Annotated in this window: 18 protein-coding genes; all 18 read right to left on the minus strand. The window is 64.9% G+C overall.

The genetic code is table 11. The features are described 5' to 3' along the window. The 18 genes from BW38_RS03480 to BW38_RS0120905 all read right to left on the minus strand — a co-directional run bounded on the left by BW38_RS03480 (position 1) and on the right by BW38_RS0120905 (position 15,294). The gene (locus tag BW38_RS03480) at positions 1–1,800 is read right to left on the minus strand and encodes a hypothetical protein (RefSeq protein ID WP_235189994.1); all 1,800 of its coding nucleotides are present in this window, start codon (positions 1,798–1,800) and stop codon (positions 1–3) included. A gap of 101 nt (positions 1,801–1,901) precedes the next feature. Continuing rightward, positions 1,902–2,534 (minus strand): hypothetical protein, encoded by a 633-nt coding sequence (locus BW38_RS03475; protein WP_032977686.1) that lies wholly within the window; start codon positions 2,532–2,534, stop codon positions 1,902–1,904. Positions 2,535–2,730: 196 nt separating this feature from the next. Further along, entirely contained in the window at positions 2,731–4,044 is a 1,314-nt protein-coding gene (locus BW38_RS03470) for a hypothetical protein (RefSeq protein ID WP_032977689.1), read from the minus strand. A gap of 1 nt (position 4,045) precedes the next feature. Further along, on the minus strand, positions 4,046–4,726 hold the full coding sequence (locus tag BW38_RS03465) for a DUF6682 family protein (protein WP_032977691.1): 681 nt from the start codon (positions 4,724–4,726) through the stop codon (positions 4,046–4,048). 1 nt (position 4,727) lies between these two features. Further along, positions 4,728–5,306 (minus strand): hypothetical protein, encoded by a 579-nt coding sequence (locus BW38_RS03460; protein WP_032977693.1) that lies wholly within the window; start codon positions 5,304–5,306, stop codon positions 4,728–4,730. 54 nt (positions 5,307–5,360) lie between these two features. Next, positions 5,361–5,807 (minus strand): hypothetical protein, encoded by a 447-nt coding sequence (locus tag BW38_RS03455; protein ID WP_032977696.1) that lies wholly within the window; start codon positions 5,805–5,807, stop codon positions 5,361–5,363. A gap of 71 nt (positions 5,808–5,878) precedes the next feature. Next, positions 5,879–6,988 carry a N4-gp56 family major capsid protein gene (locus BW38_RS03450; RefSeq protein WP_032977699.1) on the minus strand — a complete coding sequence of 370 codons (1,110 nt, stop codon included), beginning with the start codon at positions 6,986–6,988 and terminating at the stop codon, positions 5,879–5,881. Between the two features lie 78 nt (positions 6,989–7,066). Then, positions 7,067–7,282, minus strand: a complete 216-nt coding sequence (locus BW38_RS03445; RefSeq protein ID WP_005409207.1) for a hypothetical protein — start codon at positions 7,280–7,282, stop codon at positions 7,067–7,069. A 5-nt stretch (positions 7,283–7,287) separates the two neighbouring features. Then, complete coding sequence (locus BW38_RS03440) at positions 7,288–8,256, minus strand: hypothetical protein (protein ID WP_032977701.1); 969 nt, start codon at positions 8,254–8,256, stop codon at positions 7,288–7,290. Beyond that, complete coding sequence (locus BW38_RS03435; RefSeq protein ID WP_032977704.1) at positions 8,243–10,414, minus strand: hypothetical protein; 2,172 nt, start codon at positions 10,412–10,414, stop codon at positions 8,243–8,245. The genes BW38_RS03440 and BW38_RS03435 overlap by 14 nt, the downstream gene beginning before the upstream one ends. Then, entirely contained in the window at positions 10,414–10,887 is a 474-nt protein-coding gene (locus BW38_RS03430) for a hypothetical protein (protein ID WP_032977706.1), read from the minus strand. Before BW38_RS03430 ends, BW38_RS03435 begins: the two co-directional genes overlap by 1 nt. Beyond that, positions 10,884–11,072, minus strand: a complete 189-nt coding sequence (locus BW38_RS03425; protein WP_032977709.1) for a hypothetical protein — start codon at positions 11,070–11,072, stop codon at positions 10,884–10,886. The genes BW38_RS03430 and BW38_RS03425 overlap by 4 nt, the downstream gene beginning before the upstream one ends. A 1-nt stretch (position 11,073) precedes the next feature. After that, positions 11,074–11,352, minus strand: a complete 279-nt coding sequence (locus tag BW38_RS03420; protein WP_032977712.1) for a hypothetical protein — start codon at positions 11,350–11,352, stop codon at positions 11,074–11,076. Further along, complete coding sequence (locus BW38_RS03415; RefSeq protein ID WP_051585122.1) at positions 11,349–12,902, minus strand: DNA packaging protein; 1,554 nt, start codon at positions 12,900–12,902, stop codon at positions 11,349–11,351. The genes BW38_RS03420 and BW38_RS03415 overlap by 4 nt, the downstream gene beginning before the upstream one ends. Positions 12,903–12,905: 3 nt before the next feature. After that, positions 12,906–13,514, minus strand: a complete 609-nt coding sequence (locus BW38_RS03410) for a terminase small subunit (RefSeq protein WP_032977715.1) — start codon at positions 13,512–13,514, stop codon at positions 12,906–12,908. A gap of 24 nt (positions 13,515–13,538) precedes the next feature. Then, a complete protein-coding gene (locus tag BW38_RS21855) occupies positions 13,539–14,003 on the minus strand; it encodes a hypothetical protein (RefSeq protein ID WP_152543327.1) in 465 nt (154 codons plus the stop codon). A 2-nt stretch (positions 14,004–14,005) separates the two neighbouring features. Continuing rightward, a complete protein-coding gene (locus tag BW38_RS21860) occupies positions 14,006–15,091 on the minus strand; it encodes a hypothetical protein (protein ID WP_152543328.1) in 1,086 nt (361 codons plus the stop codon). After that, positions 15,091–15,294 carry a hypothetical protein gene (locus tag BW38_RS0120905; protein WP_032977720.1) on the minus strand — a complete coding sequence of 68 codons (204 nt, stop codon included), beginning with the start codon at positions 15,292–15,294 and terminating at the stop codon, positions 15,091–15,093. The genes BW38_RS21860 and BW38_RS0120905 overlap by 1 nt, the downstream gene beginning before the upstream one ends. Position 15,295 lies beyond the last annotated feature (1 nt).

Consider the following 15,295-nt stretch of genomic DNA (forward strand, 5'->3'; position numbering starts at 1 on the left):
CTAAATGGGCTTGGGTAAGACGGTCAGCGGGTAGAAGCGCCGGTCGTCAGCGGTAGCGCCGAGCAAGGCCCCCAGGTCGTGACCCGTCACGTAGTTCAGAGCGCCGGTGTAGGCGCCGGGTATCGAGACGCAGTAGCGCCCCTTGCTGTAGTTCCAGCCGCCGGCCCAAGGGAACCCCAGGAAGTCGTAGACGCCCTGTTGGTCCATCATCAGCGGGACCAGCAGCGAAGACCCGGCGAACGCAATCAATCCCTCTCGAGGGTGCTTGTTCCAGAGGACGCCGGACTGGTTCGGTGTGCGCGGTCCCCATCCAGACCCGCCGGCGCCGACCCAGTAGCTGCCGAACACCAAGCCGTCGGTGACCGCGCCAGGTGCACGTGTGTCCAAGCCAGGGAAAGGCGCTGCGGTACCGGAGCTCGGATCCCATGCCACCGCCTCTGCTTCGCCATACACCATCCGGCCGGCCATGTAGGCAAAGGGCTGGATCGTGTGCGCCCCGTTGAATCCCTGGATCCGCCACCCTGAAAACAGGTTGTGGCGCGCGTCCATGTAAGCCATCAGGTGATAGTCCTGGCGGTCATTGCCGACTGCGAAGTCCCGATCGATCAGGGTGATCTCGCCACCGTCGAACTCCAGTACCACCGACACACGCACCATTCCCTGGTAGTTGTTGGCCTCCACAGCAAACCGCCCCTCGCTCCGCCGCAGCGCCAGGTAAGCGTCCTTCCGCTCCATACCGGCGAAGTCGGACACGACCAGGCCACGTGTGGGTGCGACCAAGGCGAAGTTGCCGCCGCTCCCTGCGTAATTGCCCTGCAGGTAGGCAGCCTGGACCGCTGTGTGGGTGATGCTGCTGTCGGAGATCTCCACCTCCTGGGTCATCGTGTTGATCAGCGGAACGCCCGCTGTCTGCTCACTGTTGACGGTGCGAATCGCTCGCGTTCCGTCGCCATTGAAGAACCAGGCCATGGCCGCATCGGCGAAAGTGTTCCCCGACATGCCGCCTTCTGGGTTGATCTGCCCTGGGGTCATGCCCAGTAGGCGGTGGCTGCCGGGCTCGATGACCCAGTCACCCTTCTGCGGCGTCCCCTCGTTCCGACGGAGCCTGAAGGCCACGAAGGCCGACTGCGCCGTGGTGGGTTGGTCCTGGGCGTAGTTGGTGAATGCCACCACCAGCTCCTGAACGCCAGCCGACGTCTTGCGCACGCAGGCGGAGTTGATCCGCCACGACAGGTATTCCGGCGGATCCTGCTGTAGCTCGTCGCGGTAGGAGATCCGGTCGAACAGGGCCTGGCCCTGCTGCAGCACCCAGCGCGCGCCGATGTCGAGCAAGGCAACGTCGTGCACGTACCGCGAGCAGAATCCGTAGAACGAAAGCGCCAGATCCTCGCCGTCCTTCCAGTCGATGTTCCCGAAGAAGTACAACCCATCGGGATACAGATCCGGCCGGTTGTAGCTCTCGTAGCGGGCGCCCTGGATCTGGTCGACCACGTCCCATCGGCGCCAGTAACGGGCGACCACACGACTGCCGACGAACTCCAGCCACGCGGTGGGATCATTGCCCGTGGGATCCACCTGCGACCCGCGTTGCGCCGGGTCGCCTGTGGGCACGTCCCATCTTGGCCAGACGATGAAGCCGCCGCGGGGCTCCGACGGTTCCTCTACCGGCGGTGGCCCGGGGGCAATGATGGTGACCCGTGGCAACTCACCGATCTTCTCGGCCAGCAGTACCGTGCCATCCTGCAACTCACGGCGCAGGTTCGCGATCCCAAGGCCATTCCGTCTGGCCTCTTCGAGCACGAAACCCAGCAGCTTCCTTGCTTCCGGGACGTGTTGAGCTGCGACCTCTCGATCGCCGACAACTACGATTGGCGTCCACCCGCTGTACCGCGACCCGCTCATCAGGTGACGTCGCCCTCGTCCTTGGCGGACAGCACATACTCCAGCGCCAGCTTGTCGCCAGCGAGCTGGTTGGTGCGAGGCGTGGCGAAGCGGGTGGCAGCGACCAGGATGTTCGCCGTCGCGCCCTTGGCCGAGCCAGTCAGCAGTCCGATGCCGTAGAGGTTGTACGGTCCACCAGCCGAATAGATCAGGGTCGCCGCAGCCAGGGCGGCGCTGTTGCCGATGGCCTCGGCCGTGGAAGGCGTGGTGGTCCACGGCAGACGGCTGGCATTGGTGTAGGCCGTGAATTCGGTGGCCACGTCCTTGAAGGTGGATCCCTTCCAGTCCGCTGCCGGCGTCACGTTCCCCGCGAATGGCGCCAGGTAGAAGGCTGTCTGCTGGCTGGTGCCACCGAGTGCGGTGTTGAGGATGTAGTTCAGGCCCTCCTTGACCAATCGATTCGGGTCCACCTGCCACGGCCCGAACGCACCGCCTGCCGGCGCATGTGCATGTCGGAAGACGCCACCGATGGTCGCGCGCGCGGTGGGAAGGTAGATGCCCGCCTCGGAAACTTCGTAACTGTGCTGGCGGATGGCGCGGACGGCGTCGCGCCCCACCGTGCCCAGGTTCTGCAGGGCCTTCATGACGTTCATCGGGTTTCTCCTTCGGTGGTTACCATTTGCCCGCGGGGCAGGAAGCCCCTTGAAATCGGGTCTTGCTTGCCAGGGGACAGCTGCAGAGGCTGCAGCGCAGGAAAAGGCAACGCCCGAGCCGCTCGGCGTTCGGACAGGCACGGCAGATCTCCAGGCGACGTTTCACGTCGTCCGGCTTGGCCAACACAGCCATGGCTCAGGGGTCTCGGTGGATGACGTGGGCGACTGCCCGGTCGGTGACGGCCAGCGATTGGCCCTTGGGTGCCCGCAGCGCAGCCACGAGTTGGCTGAGGCCGTCCTGCTGGCGGAGCAGCAGTGCGGCATGGTCGGCATCATCGACGACCGCCTCCCCCTTCTTCAGCACCTGTACCTGACCGCCCGGCAGCCCAATGCAGAAGTAGCCGTCGCGGGCGAGCCAGACCAGCACCGGTGACGCGGACTGCAGGCCAACCACGTCACCGTTGACGACCATGGCCGAGCCAGGCACCGCGCCGCTACCGCGCGCCACTGCCTGCGTGAAGTCCTTCGGGTCGGCGCCGGCATACCAGTAGGTGCGCGCGCCGGCAGCGACGTAGAGGCCTGCGCCATCCTGCAGCCCGTCGCCGATGGGTTCCATCAGATCGATCGGTGCGTTGAAGCGCATGCGGTTGGTCGAGGGCCGGAACATGCCGTATCGCAGCGACTCCGACCACAGCACCTCCTGGCCACTGGCTACGAACTGCCGGCCGTGCGCACCACGCACGATGTGGCCCGGCGGCAGCGGACGAAGGAACTGCGTAGTCAGCGCCCTGCCCTCGCCTGCAGACAGCACCGGCGCCGAGCGGGTGCCGGCCGGCAGGATGACGTACTGCCGCAGCATCTGGTCGTTCGGCCCGGAAACGTACATCGCAACCGAAGCCGTTTCCGGAGCCACCGGCAGCGGAATGTCACTCAGTTCGAACCCGCCGCCCTCGACAATGTCGATCACCGCGGCCAGCGTGCTGCCCGACTCACGGCCGAGCCGATCCACGAAGGTCACCGCGACCTGGTACTGCCCAGGCGCCAGCGCACTTGCGGCGGACGGTGCCAGTACCGGCTGGCCCGCTGGGTGCTCAGGGGACCAGGGATGCCCCTGCAGGTCGATGTCGAGGACACCGCAGGAAGTGCTGTTGCTGAAGAAGACGCGATCGCCGATCAGCGTGTAGCTGAGCGGGTCCAGACCGACGTCGATGCCAAGCGCTTCCACGCGCTCATCCTCGTGAAGGGCATGAAGCTGGCCGCCATCGACGAAGAGCCCGTACTGCAGGTGCTCATGGCTCCACAGGGAATGGGTCAGCGCGCCGGGCCGGAATCGCTGATGCCCGCGCCGGCGTTGCGGCCGACCGGCGGCGACCAAGTCGACGTTGTCCGCCTCACGCAGCGCGCGCGGGATCCCGTTCTCATCCGTCGGCAGCGCCCCTTCTCCGGCCACGTTGTTGATGCCCAGGGGCCAGGGGCCTGCTTGGCGCAGATCTTCATCGCGAACGGGCATGTCAGAACCACATGGGTTGGGTGCCGGTGGTGGGGTCGATCGACAGCTGCTGCAGCGCGCGCGCGGTGGGCCGCTCGCCGAAGTAGCTCTCGAACAGTGCGAGGTGTCGATCAGCGTCCGCGGTGCTTCGCTGCTCTGAATCGCGCTTGTTCAAGGCCCGCCAACAAGCCCAGTGCACCAGCTTCCGGTGGTGGATGGCATCGATCACCGGCTCGTCCTCGCTGTCTTCCATCGCCTCGGCAGCCTCCGGCACGCGCCAGAGCGTGAGCCGCAGGACGTCGACTTCCGCAGGCACCGGGCTCACCGACACCTCGCGTGCCTGTCGATCGCGCACCAGGTATTTGGGGCGCCCTGCCTCGGTGCGCCAGTGACGGTGCCGTCCGTCCAGGGCGGCGCTGGTTGTCCTGCAGAGCGGGTCAGACAGGTTGCTGGCCAGAACCGCGCGCCGGACCACATACACGGTCGGGTGAAGTGGATAGTCGGCCCGGCCCGGCTCCAGGTTGATGTGGCAAATATCGGGGCGGCCGCTCTCCACGAGCAGCCGCGCCCGAATGCACGCCTCTTCTACAGCTTCGTTGAGGTGGCGGGTCAGCACTGCATCGCTCCACAAGTAGGGAGCCACGTCGTCGTCGAGCTCTTCCCGGCATTCCTCGATCAACTGGCTGAGGGTGCGCGCCTCCACGTCAGGCTTCCTCGAGCGCCTGGCTCAGCACCTTCAGGGTGGTGCCGCGCTGGTCGGGTTCAGGCTTGGCCAGCTCCAGGTCGAGGGCAGCCTTGATCACGACCTTGGCGATCCCGCCCTTGGCCAACTCGGCCTTCAGCTTCTGCCAGCTCAGGCCGTTCAGTTGGGCCGCGGCCTCAACGATCTCCGGCGGCAGAGTGGCCGCTACGTTGGCGCCGGCGGGCGGCTCGGTGCTGCCGGTGCCGGTGCCGGTGCCGGTGTCGGTGTCGGTGTCGGTGGTGATGTTCAAGCTCGCGGTATCGGCACCGCCACCGGTGCTGCCGCCAGCCGGCGGAGGCGGGTCCTGTTCTGCGACGGGGGCGACCGGCGGTGCCGGCTTGGGTACCGTCTGCAGGCTCTGAGCCCGGGCGATGTAGTAGGCCTCCGGAATGCCCAGCAGCCGCTGGATGTGGTCGGAGTTCTCGACGTCGGCGACGTGCTCCGAATCGGCATTGGCGGGATCGATCGGCACGAAGAAGTACACGTTGCCGTCCAGCTCAACGGGCGCCTTCGGGCGCTTGAACTTGCATGCAATCAGCATGGGATGCTCCTGGTAGGCGGGGCTGCAGCCGCAGCCCCGCTACGGTTGGGGGGCTCAGGCCGGGAAGCTGGCCAAGCGCAGGATCAGCTCGCCCTGCTGGGCACCCGGGGCGGTATTGAGCTTCACGTAAACCGGACGATTCACCGGCTTGGAGCCCAGAGCCTCCGCGATCAGGTGCAGGGCAACCGGGGTGAATGCCGCGGTGTCCGCAACCACCGCGGTCGGGGCGATGACGGTGTTGCCGGCCGCCGATGCGCCGTCGATTGCCTCGGGAATGAAAACGGTGACGTTCTGGGCAGCCAGCTTGCCGGCGGCGTCCAGCTTGGCGAACAGGCCCGAGCCCTGGCTGTGCAGCTTGTGGTTGGCCGGCAGCTCACCGATCAGCACCAGGTCGCCATCCGCGGCGGCCTCGACGGGCCAGCTGTAGTCGTTGACCACCACCAGGCCGGCGGCCGGCGACGATGCGCCGCTGTTGCGGCCAGTTGCGAGTTTCGTGGACATGGATTTCTCCTGCGATGGATGTGGGTTCTGAACGCAAGAGCCCCGGCATGCCGGGGCTCCTGGTGTGACGTTTACTGCGGGTTCGGATCGGCCGCGGCGGTATCCAGGGCGATCGTGCCGAAGTCCTTACCGTTGAAGCGGGTCTTCTTGATGCCGAAGATCGCGCCGGCGCAGATCTCGATGTCGTTGCCGTGATCGAGCGGAACCTCGGACCAGTCGAAGCGCAGTCCATTGCCCGGCGAACCGAAGGCCAGCACCAGGGCCTGGCGGCCAAGGAACAGCGCGCGGGCCGCTGCGACGTTGCCGCCGGCACCGTAGTCCCCGAAGCGCACCACGGACTTGTGCTTGTGCAGGATCGTGTTGCCGATCATGCCCAGGTTGTCCTTGAAGATCGGGTTGCTGGCACCTTCGGAGGCTGCAGCAGCCTTCTGGATGTCCAACCAGTTGCCCGGATCCGTGGAGGTCTTCAGGTCATGCGCCTGGAACGGGTGCATGACGGTGACGAAGTGCTCGCCGCCGGCGATGGTGATCGGCTGGATCTCCGCCACCTGGGTCGAACCGCCGCCCTGTGATGCCGCCTTGGTGTTGGCGCGCTCGATCAGGACGCGGCTCATCTTGCCGGCCGAGGTCAGCGAAGCCTTGCTGGCGCCATCACCGAACAGGATGTGCGAGCTGTCCGGTGCCTCGAACGTGTTGCCCGCACGACCGGCGTAGTTCAGCGGGACGTTGTAGTCCTCATTGATGCCGCGGGCGCCCGAGCCGTACATGAAGAAGAGCTCGTCGTAGAAGCGCGCCCAGAACTCGGTCAGGCGGTTGCGGCCGACCTTGCGCAGGTCGTGGACGGTGCGCTTGCGGCTCATACGGCCACCGCAGCTGACCGGCTTACGGGCCTGGTCGATGAAGACCTTGTCGGTGAAGAAATCGAGCTTCTCGCCCTTGCCCTCCGCCTTCTGGTCACCTTCGATGACGCCACCGGACAGCTGCACGGACAGGTCGTAGCTGATGGTGTCGCCCGCTTCCTGTTCCAGGTCGGTCTGCAGCATGACCGGCATCGAGGTCTCCGACCCCTTGCCCATCATCTTTCGCGTCCAGTAGGACTGTTTGGATACCGAAACCATGAGGTCCGCAGACCACAGCTTCCGGGCCTTGGGGTCGTTCAGACCCACGATCGTCTGTGCCATGTTGCTTCTCCAGGGAGATCACGGCACTTCTGCGCCTCTGTCGTTGACCCGCACTACTGCGCAGGCTTTTGAGGATATTCAGCCCGTTGTGGGCGTTGGCCGACGCGCTACGCGCTGCAGCGCGCCGCCAGTTGGTTGCTGCTCACCGGCTCGGGTGATGGTCACCGGCGTGTTGGATTCGATGATCACCCGCGAGCGTTTGCCGCTCTTCTCGGTGAAGGTGATCGACGCACCCGACCCGGAGGGGATCAGGACCACGTCGCCGGGCTCCAAGGTGGTGTGCAGCTTGGGCATGGGGCTCAGTTGTCCGCCACGAAGGAACCGGGCACGTCACGCAGGATGCGATCGCGTTCGCTCTCCGACTTGCCGGCCAGGAACGACTCGATGTCCTCGATGTTGTCCATGCCGGCAGCGGCGTCAGCCGTCGATCGGGAGGTAGGGTCGGCAGCTGCGGGCACGGTACTCAGGGTAGCCGGGATAGCGCCCAGCGGTGCGGCGCGATCCGGCTTCGCCGGCGGCTGCGCCACGGGGGGCGCGTTCGCGGCGGTCGAGGCCTGCAGCAGGCCCTCGCTCACCAGCAGATCCCGCGCACCAGCCAGGATGTCCCAGTCGGTGACCTGCCGCCCTGCAGCGGCGGCTTCGTTTACCACGCTCTGCATGGCCTGCTCCCACGCGGCGAAGCGCATGGGGCTGGCGGCGATGCCGGCGTTCTCCGGGCGGGAGAGGAACTGGCGCTGCAGGTACGCCCAGGACTGGTCGGCGTTCTGCTGGCTCATCTGCTGCTGCAGGGTGGCCATGTCCTGTACACGCTCGACGCGGCTGCGCTCGTCACGCAGATCCTCGTACTGCTGCTCGTAGGCTTCGTCTTCGACGTCGCCGGACTTGTACCTCTCCTTCAGGGCCTGCAGCTTGCCGTTGATGTCCCCGATTTCCTTGCCGTAGTCGCGCTCGTCGGCCGCGTACGTGGGTACAAACGGCGTCGCAGGCGCCGGCTCGGATGCTGCAGCCGGTGCTGCAGGCGCACCTTCTGCAGCGGCTGCCGCATCAGGCGGGGTGGCTCCTTCAACGGGAGCAGCAGTAGCTGAGGCGTCAGCTGCCGGCGTCGCTGCACCGCCAGCGGCGACGGCCGGCTCGGCCGCGCCGGTTGCCGCAGCTGCGGCGCCGGGGGTGGTCTCGTCAGCGCTGGCAAGCGCCGCGCGCTCGCCCTCGGTCATTTCCAGTTCGTTCGCTGCCAGCGACTGCTGGCCCGCGTTGTCAGGCTGCTGCATGAGCGGTTTCCTCGGGGGGCTGTTGGGTGCTCAGGAGGCGGTCTGCCGCCGGAGCGAGGGGGAGCAGGAGCTCGATCAGCTCGGCAACGTTCAGCGCGTCGCCCTTGGTCTTGATCTGAAGGGCCTTGGCCTTGGCCATGACCTCTTCGCGTTTGGCTTCATCCAGGCCCACTTTCGCCATGCGCTCGCGCAGGGTCACGTCTCGCTCCTGCGATTCCTGCTGCTGGCGGGCCTGCGCCTCGGGACTGTCGACGTCCTGGTCGTTGTCCGACTGGCCGGTTATCTTCCGGATGCGTTGCACGACCTCGTCCTTGCCGGGCATGTCGATCATGTCGAAGGCGAGGTCCAGCAGCTGGATGGACATATCCGGGGGCAGCTTGCCCAGCATGTCGAAGAACTGCTCGGCGAAAGCCTGGCGCATGGATTCGCGGAAGTCCTGCTGGTCCACGATGAAGTCGGCCTGGTTGCGGCTGATGTCGTTGTCGACCACCCAGACGTTGTTGAGCGTGTCCAGGCGCAGCTGGTTGATCACACGCCAGTCCAGACCCTTGCGTTCGCCGACGATCCGGAACTGCCGTTCCTCGGTCATGAACTGCTCGGTCAGCGACAGCTGCTTTTCACCGCTGAGCTGGATTCCCAGGCGGTAGTTATCGAACAGCTCCGCAGTGCCCACCGCGCCTTCCTGCTGCTTGGCAAGGATCGCCCGACCACTGGCCGCGTTGGTCTCGCGCCCCAACAGCTCGCGGTTCACGCCGGTACCGTCGTGGATGTGAGCGGCGTCCAACTCGAGCAGCTGGATCTGCGCCTCGGCCACATCGAGGTTCCGCTCCACCTTGATTTTGTTCAGACCGCCATTGTTCAGTGCAATCACACCATTGGGCTTGGCTATCTCGCGCTTCACTTCCTCGATGCGGTCCTCATCGATGGCGCCATCCTCGTAGAACAGCTGATTCGTGCTCAGGGCCCACAACAGCTTGCTCATCCGCTTGTTCAGATCTTCCTGCGAGTCGCGCACACCGCGGACCAGGCCGTACTCCATGCCGTCCCGGTTGCGGCGATAGCACCAGTACGGTGTGTAGGGGAACTTCCCATGTCGGAACGGGCTGCGCTTGAGCTGCAGCAGTCCGCCCTCGGTGAAGATCGCGCACCACATTTCCTCGACCACGGCGTCGGACAGGGAGTAGACCGGCGCAGCTTCGCTCTTCATCGCCGCCAACGCCTGCTGGTGCTGGGCGTTGCTCGGGTCGAAGCGATCGCCGCGGTACTCGCCACCCCACAGCCGCTTGTGCGCTACGGGGCGTTTGAACCAGCACTCGATCAGGCGCACCCGCAGCCGGCATCGGCTGTCCAGGGACGCCCGGCCTGTGATGCGACGGCCGGTAACCGTGTGACCACGGCTGTCGTAGCGGCGGAATACCTGCGGCAGGTCCAGTTCCTCGTCGAACGCACCGTTGTCGCCGTCGTAGTGGTCCTGGGCCGCTCGATTCACCAGCTCGACCCGGTCGGGGAACATGGCCTCCGCATAGTCCAGGTCCGCGAACTTCTCCCGCAGCAGGAAGCGGCAATCGCTCAGATCGAGGGCGCGGCTCACCGGGTCTCGACGCATCTGCCGCCAGGGAATATGCCCGATCATCACCGGCTCTTCAGCCCGGTCCGTCCGGATCGATTCCTCGGTCCACCCGCAGCCGGCGATCGCGGCGTCTTTGAACGCCTGGCTGCGCGCCCAGGGCACACGGTTGGTGTCGCTGAGGTACTTCATCAGCTCCGACTTGACCGCGGCGATATCGACATCGTCCTCGGTTCGAGGATGTACCACTCCGTCGATCCGGGTGCGGCGCTCGGTGCCGATGACCCAGTCAATGGCCATCTTGATCTTGTTGTAGGTCAGAGGCGCCTGGTGCCGGGCTGCCAGCACCGCCCGGTCTTCTTCCGACCACTGGATGTGGTCGTAGAAGTCATAGTCGAGCATCTGCTCGATGCGGTTGTCGTAGAACGCATCGAGAGCGGTGTACCAGTAGTCCAGCACCTTCGCGTGGAGACGGCGGTTCTCCAGGCTGTCGAGCGGGTGACCTTCCACGTTGGGCGGAGCCGCGGTGGCCACGTCTACAGCACCAGGGTCGTAGGCCGGCTCGCTGCGCAAGTTCTCGATCGTCTGCATCAGTTCACCCTCTGCCCGTTGATCTTGATCTGGATTCCCATGCTGGCCATCTCGCCAAGCCACTGCTCCTGGGTCTGCTCCGCTGGCGGCCGCAGGTTCTTCACGTCGTCGCAGAATTCGAGGATCGCGTCATGGATGCGGTGTCGAAACGCAGGCACGTCCAGGCCGTACAGCGCGACTGAGGCGTTCTGCAGGCGGGCGACCATGTCGCCGATGTGGTGGTGCCGGCCGCGGTCTTTGTCTTCCGGGCGGAAGATCCAAAAGTCCCGGAAGGGCACCAGGTAGGCCGGGCTGCCATAGGCGATCGTCCCGGTCACCGGGTTCACGCCCTCGACCCGGCGGTTCTCGTTGCGGATGTAGAGCGCGGCATCGTCGTCGCCATCGCGCACGACGTGGGTCAGGTAAAGCGTGAGATCTCCCTTCTTGCCGCACCAGACGAACCCATCCGGGGCGAGCTCGACCTCGGCGCTCATGCCTCAGCTCCCAGCAGCTCCAGCGCGGCGTCCAGTTCTTCCACCACGGCCGCGACGGCCTGGTCGGGCGACAGGACATGGTCCTCGACAACGGTGCCATGGTTCTCGCCACCTGGCAGGTATCGCGCGTACCCGCGGGCCTGCTGCAGGTGGATGACCAGCTGCTCGACCGTGCGTTTCTTCACGTCAGTTCGCCTTCCTGCCGAGATCGGAGTGGATCTGAGCGGCGATCGCCGGATGGGTGCCGGCTACGTCCTGAGCAATGCGCTGCAGGACCGTTCGGGCCGTCAGCTCGCTCAGCTCGTGGCTGCCCCGGTAGTCGACCATCGTGTCGCCGGACGGCGAGCGCAGCATGAATGCAATGCTGACCAGCTGCCCCTCGTCTGCGGCGGCGACCAGCAGTGACAGCAGGTCGACCAGCTCGACCGCCGTGGGGGTGTTCCGCTCGCGCGGGGAAACGTTCATGCAGTTCTCCAGTTGTCGTTGGCCGTGCCGCGCGACTCGCCGACGCGACGGCCGCTGCTGCTGACGTAGCCCTGAGCCGCCTGCCGGATCGCGTCGGCGGGATTGCTGGCCCAGTTGTGGAATGGGAGGTCGGAGTACGTTTCCGTCTTGTCGTTCCAGACCTTGGTGTAACGGCGCAGGGCTTCCAGCCCGCCTCGGCCCTCGCCCGCCTTGGGCGGACCGCAGCGAACTCTGTCGAACCTGCAGCGCGGCAGCATGTTGCGGACCATGTCGATGCCCTCGGTGATGTCGTTGATCCGGGGCACGACGACAACTGGCTTGACCCCCAGCTTGCCGGCGACCTGCACGCGGTTCTCGTTGGCCGACCAGTCCTCGTTGGCGCCGTCATGCGGCCAGTAGTGCTTGCCGTACAGGTAGCCGCGCTCCTTCAGCACCTTGGCGTAGTGCGCCACGCCGAAACCCGAGTTTTCGTAGAAGTCGACGAAGTCCAGCCAGGGCCCGTTCTCCTGCATGAACCAGATGCTCGTCGCATCGCTGCGACCGATGTCCCAGAAGGTGTGGATCGGCACCTGCGGGTTGATCGGGAGATCGGTGATCCGCCCGCTGCTGTCGGCGGCGGCCATCTCCTTGCCGTAGTACGCCCCCTCAGTGCTCGCCTGGAAGGCCTCTTCCGGCGTGCTGGGGTGCTCCCGCTTCATCTTGTCGCGCTGCTCGGCCGCCTTCTTGACGTACCAGGCCTTCTGCTCAGGCCGCAGCGCGTAGTTCATCTCCGCCTCGACCTTGGCGAAGTAGGCCTCGTCTTCGGCCGTGAGCGTGACACCGTCCGGGTCGAGCTCGTTGATGGGATCCCGGAACCACGGATAGAAGTGGAAGCGGTAGTCCATCGTGGTCAGCTTGGCGGTGCCGGCCCGGATCTGTCGGTCCAGTTCGATCGCCGTCTGGCAGCGCTCGTAGAAGTCGCCGGCGGCGCCATATGCGGTCGACTCGATCACCACGATGTTGCCGGAGGCGATCGCATTCAGTGCACCGGACGCCACCTCCCCTGCACGCTCCGGATACATGGCGCACATCGGCCCGTACTCGGAGATATGCAAGAACGTCAGCGTGCCACCGCGATGGGACACGGAGACCTCGATGCTGGAGCCGTTGGCCAGCTCCAGGACACCGTCGCGCATGTCGCGCCTGACTGCCGGCCGGATCTTCTTCAACCAGTCCGGCAGGTTGTCGTAGGCATACAGCACCTTGCTGCGGAAGAACTTTGCGGCATCGCCGGCGGTATGGGCGACCACACCGGCCTTGGTGTTCTTCTTGAACAACGCCATATCCAGGGCGCGGATGCAGGCCCAGGTCGTGATGCCGTGCTGGCGCGACTTCAGTGCCAGGTTCAATGTGTGCAGGTTGTCGTCGAGGTCTGCCTGCACCTCATTCAGCTTGAACTGCACCCGTCGACCGAACTTGTCGGTGATGTAGTACAGGTTGTTCAGCCGCCACCACCGATCACCCAGTTTCTCGATGATTCGGCTGGCGTCCTGGTCGCTCAGCTCCTCCACGGCTTACTTGCTCCGTGAGGTCGAAGGCCCGGGGCCGGTGTCGGATCCATCGATGAGATCCATTACATCGCCCAGGATCCGCGTCTGGCTCTCGATCGGACCACCGTTCTTGCCGGTGTGCTCGACCTTCTTGGCGAACATGCCGAAGTGCGTACCCAGGGTCTTGACCGCATCCAGGCGGCTGACCAGCTTGATCTTTTTGGTCAGGCCGACCGCGCGCCGCTCGTCGCCTCGCCCCTCCCACTCTTCGAACACCTCCACGCCTTGGACCAGGCTGGCCTCTTCCGCGGTGAGCTCGCTCATCGGCTTCAGGTTGCCGTGCTGATCGAACAGGGTGCGGATGTCACCCAGCGCCATGAACGCCAGCCGGGCCAGCACGGCTTCCTGATCGACCCGCTGCGACAGCAGCAGCTCTTCCTTCCGGCCGGCCAGGTAGGCCTGCACCTTGGGGTTGGCCAGTAGTCTCGCCGCGGCGGCGCTGGCCGCGGCACCGGTGGCCTTGTAGCCGGCGCGCATGTAGGCCGCGGTGCCATTGAAGTCCACCAGGTACTCGTCTGCGAACCGCCGTTGCTGGTCCTGCAGCCCCGTCGCCGGGTCAATCTTTCCGGCCACTGGCTGGGTTCCTCTCAGGTTGGATCAAAGTTCAACTGCAGGGCCGTCATCTACCCCGAGCGGGAGATCTACGCTGGATGGCCAATTGAACTGGGATGGTTGCGGCAGCAACGGGCGCACCTGATCCCAGGTCACGACCCCGGCGGGCGGATCCAGCATCAGCGCCACCAGCTTCTCGTTCACCGCGTCGCGCCACGCCACCATGGCCCGCGCCTCCAACCGGTACCGCTGCACCCCACTGTTGAAGTAGCCAACGCAGCTCTCGATGCTGTCGTAACCGCGCTCAACAACCACGCCTGTCATCCACGCCCACGCTGCGTCGCGGATGGCGCGATGGTGGGCTGGTGTGTTCGGCTCATAGGGTGGAAGGACCGGCAGCGGTGTGTTCGACTCCAGCCATGCGGTCGGCCACAAGTAGTGGCCGCGTGGGATGAAATCGCCAGTTTCAACGCAGAGAATCAGATCTGCATTATTGGTGAGTTGATACACAGTCAAATCTCCGCATCTGCCGTGTACTGCCCGGTAATAAGGTAGCTGCTGGGGAATGCCAGCCCCGTACCTTCAATGTCTACGGTAAACCCGCTGCTAGTAAGCTGAACAACGTTTGGCGCAGTGGTGGAAGATCGCCAAGCCCCCGCGCCGGGGTCGTAGTACCCCCATCGACCCGCTGTGCCACCCGATACTTCTGCACCCATGAAAAATTTCATCGACGGTGAAGCCCGCATTGGTGTTGTAAATGAAACGCCGATGCGCATAGCAGTCGCCGCGAAACTAACGCCGGGGCGGTGGATGCAGGTAAGGCTGTTGTTGGCTGGATCTTCTGCTACAGGGAACGACTTTTGGTAGTAGCGCTGGCACAGGAGAAGTTCCAAAGCCTGAGAGCGCATGTCAAAGGCAGTAGCCGCCGCGCCTTCTTCAAGCTGCATGCTTGAAATCTCAAACAGTCCAACTTGGCCCGCCAACTGCCCGCCGTGGGCAGTGGTATCGCAAAGCCAAAACACCAGCAATACGTTGTTGTTGGTTCCAATAGTCTTGCCCGCGATAGATGGGAGGGTGAGCGTTGCTGAGAACTTTTGGAACGCGGTGCCGAGCGTGACAATCCCTCCATCCACATTCGTAAGCGAAGAGCCTGCGGTTCCGAAAATCTGCTGGCAGGTAACGCCTACTTTTTTCCCAGCCACGTTGCTTCGCATGTAGAAAGAAATCGTAACTTCTCGGCCTGCGAGGGTTTCGACACCTTCGATGTGCTGACCGATCCATGCCGAAGTAGTTCCAGAAACAACATTGAAGCCGAGGTATCGGGTAGCGTCAGGAACTTCGCCGACTGCATGCCCACCGACCCCCCAATTACTTGCGGAGCCGCCAACAGCAGAGCATCGCCAACGGTCGGCGGTGTATACCGCTGCGTTTTGCACGGTGCCGCTATTGCCACGCTGAGTGAATGCAATGTTCCCGTTGATGAGCCGATTTTTTCCAAGAAACCCGGAAACTGCCGATCCGGGCAGCGTATCCGCCGCAGCGAGTTCCTCGATACGGGCCGTAGCTTGGTTGAGGATCAGTGGAATTCGAGTAGCCATCAGGTCGTCGCCTGTACGTTGAACGTGCCGCCAGCCCGCAGGCCAATCGCCATCTCGTAGGTCGAAGTCAGTGCGACGTTGAACACCCCGCCAGCCCGGAGCCCAATCGCGAGCAGCAGCGGAACACCGACCAAGATGTCACCGGTGGGCAGCTCCCTGGTGCGGTTGCTCGAATCGAGGACGAGCGGACGCCGTGCTGCCATA

Origin of the sequence: Stenotrophomonas sp. RIT309 (genome assembly GCF_000632045.1) — a bacterium.
Classification (GTDB): domain Bacteria; phylum Pseudomonadota; class Gammaproteobacteria; order Xanthomonadales; family Xanthomonadaceae; genus Stenotrophomonas; species Stenotrophomonas indicatrix.

Coding starts and splice junctions, on each gene's coding strand:
- BW38_RS03475 (WP_032977686.1), bottom strand. CDS start 2,534: ATGAACGTCATGAAGGCCCTGCAGAACCTGGGCACGGTGGGGCGCGAC.
- BW38_RS03470 (WP_032977689.1), bottom strand. CDS start 4,044: ATGCCCGTTCGCGATGAAGATCTGCGCCAAGCAGGCCCCTGGCCCCTG.
- BW38_RS03460 (WP_032977693.1), bottom strand. CDS start 5,306: ATGCTGATTGCATGCAAGTTCAAGCGCCCGAAGGCGCCCGTTGAGCTG.
- BW38_RS03455 (WP_032977696.1), bottom strand. CDS start 5,807: ATGTCCACGAAACTCGCAACTGGCCGCAACAGCGGCGCATCGTCGCCG.
- BW38_RS03450 (WP_032977699.1), bottom strand. CDS start 6,988: ATGGCACAGACGATCGTGGGTCTGAACGACCCCAAGGCCCGGAAGCTG.
- BW38_RS03445 (WP_005409207.1), bottom strand. CDS start 7,282: ATGCCCAAGCTGCACACCACCTTGGAGCCCGGCGACGTGGTCCTGATC.
- BW38_RS03440 (WP_032977701.1), bottom strand. CDS start 8,256: ATGCAGCAGCCTGACAACGCGGGCCAGCAGTCGCTGGCAGCGAACGAA.
- BW38_RS03435 (WP_032977704.1), bottom strand. CDS start 10,414: ATGCAGACGATCGAGAACTTGCGCAGCGAGCCGGCCTACGACCCTGGT.
- BW38_RS03430 (WP_032977706.1), bottom strand. CDS start 10,887: ATGAGCGCCGAGGTCGAGCTCGCCCCGGATGGGTTCGTCTGGTGCGGC.
- BW38_RS03420 (WP_032977712.1), bottom strand. CDS start 11,352: ATGAACGTTTCCCCGCGCGAGCGGAACACCCCCACGGCGGTCGAGCTG.
- BW38_RS21860 (WP_152543328.1), bottom strand. CDS start 15,091: ATGGCTACTCGAATTCCACTGATCCTCAACCAAGCTACGGCCCGTATC.
- BW38_RS0120905 (WP_032977720.1), bottom strand. CDS start 15,294: ATGGCAGCACGGCGTCCGCTCGTCCTCGATTCGAGCAACCGCACCAGG.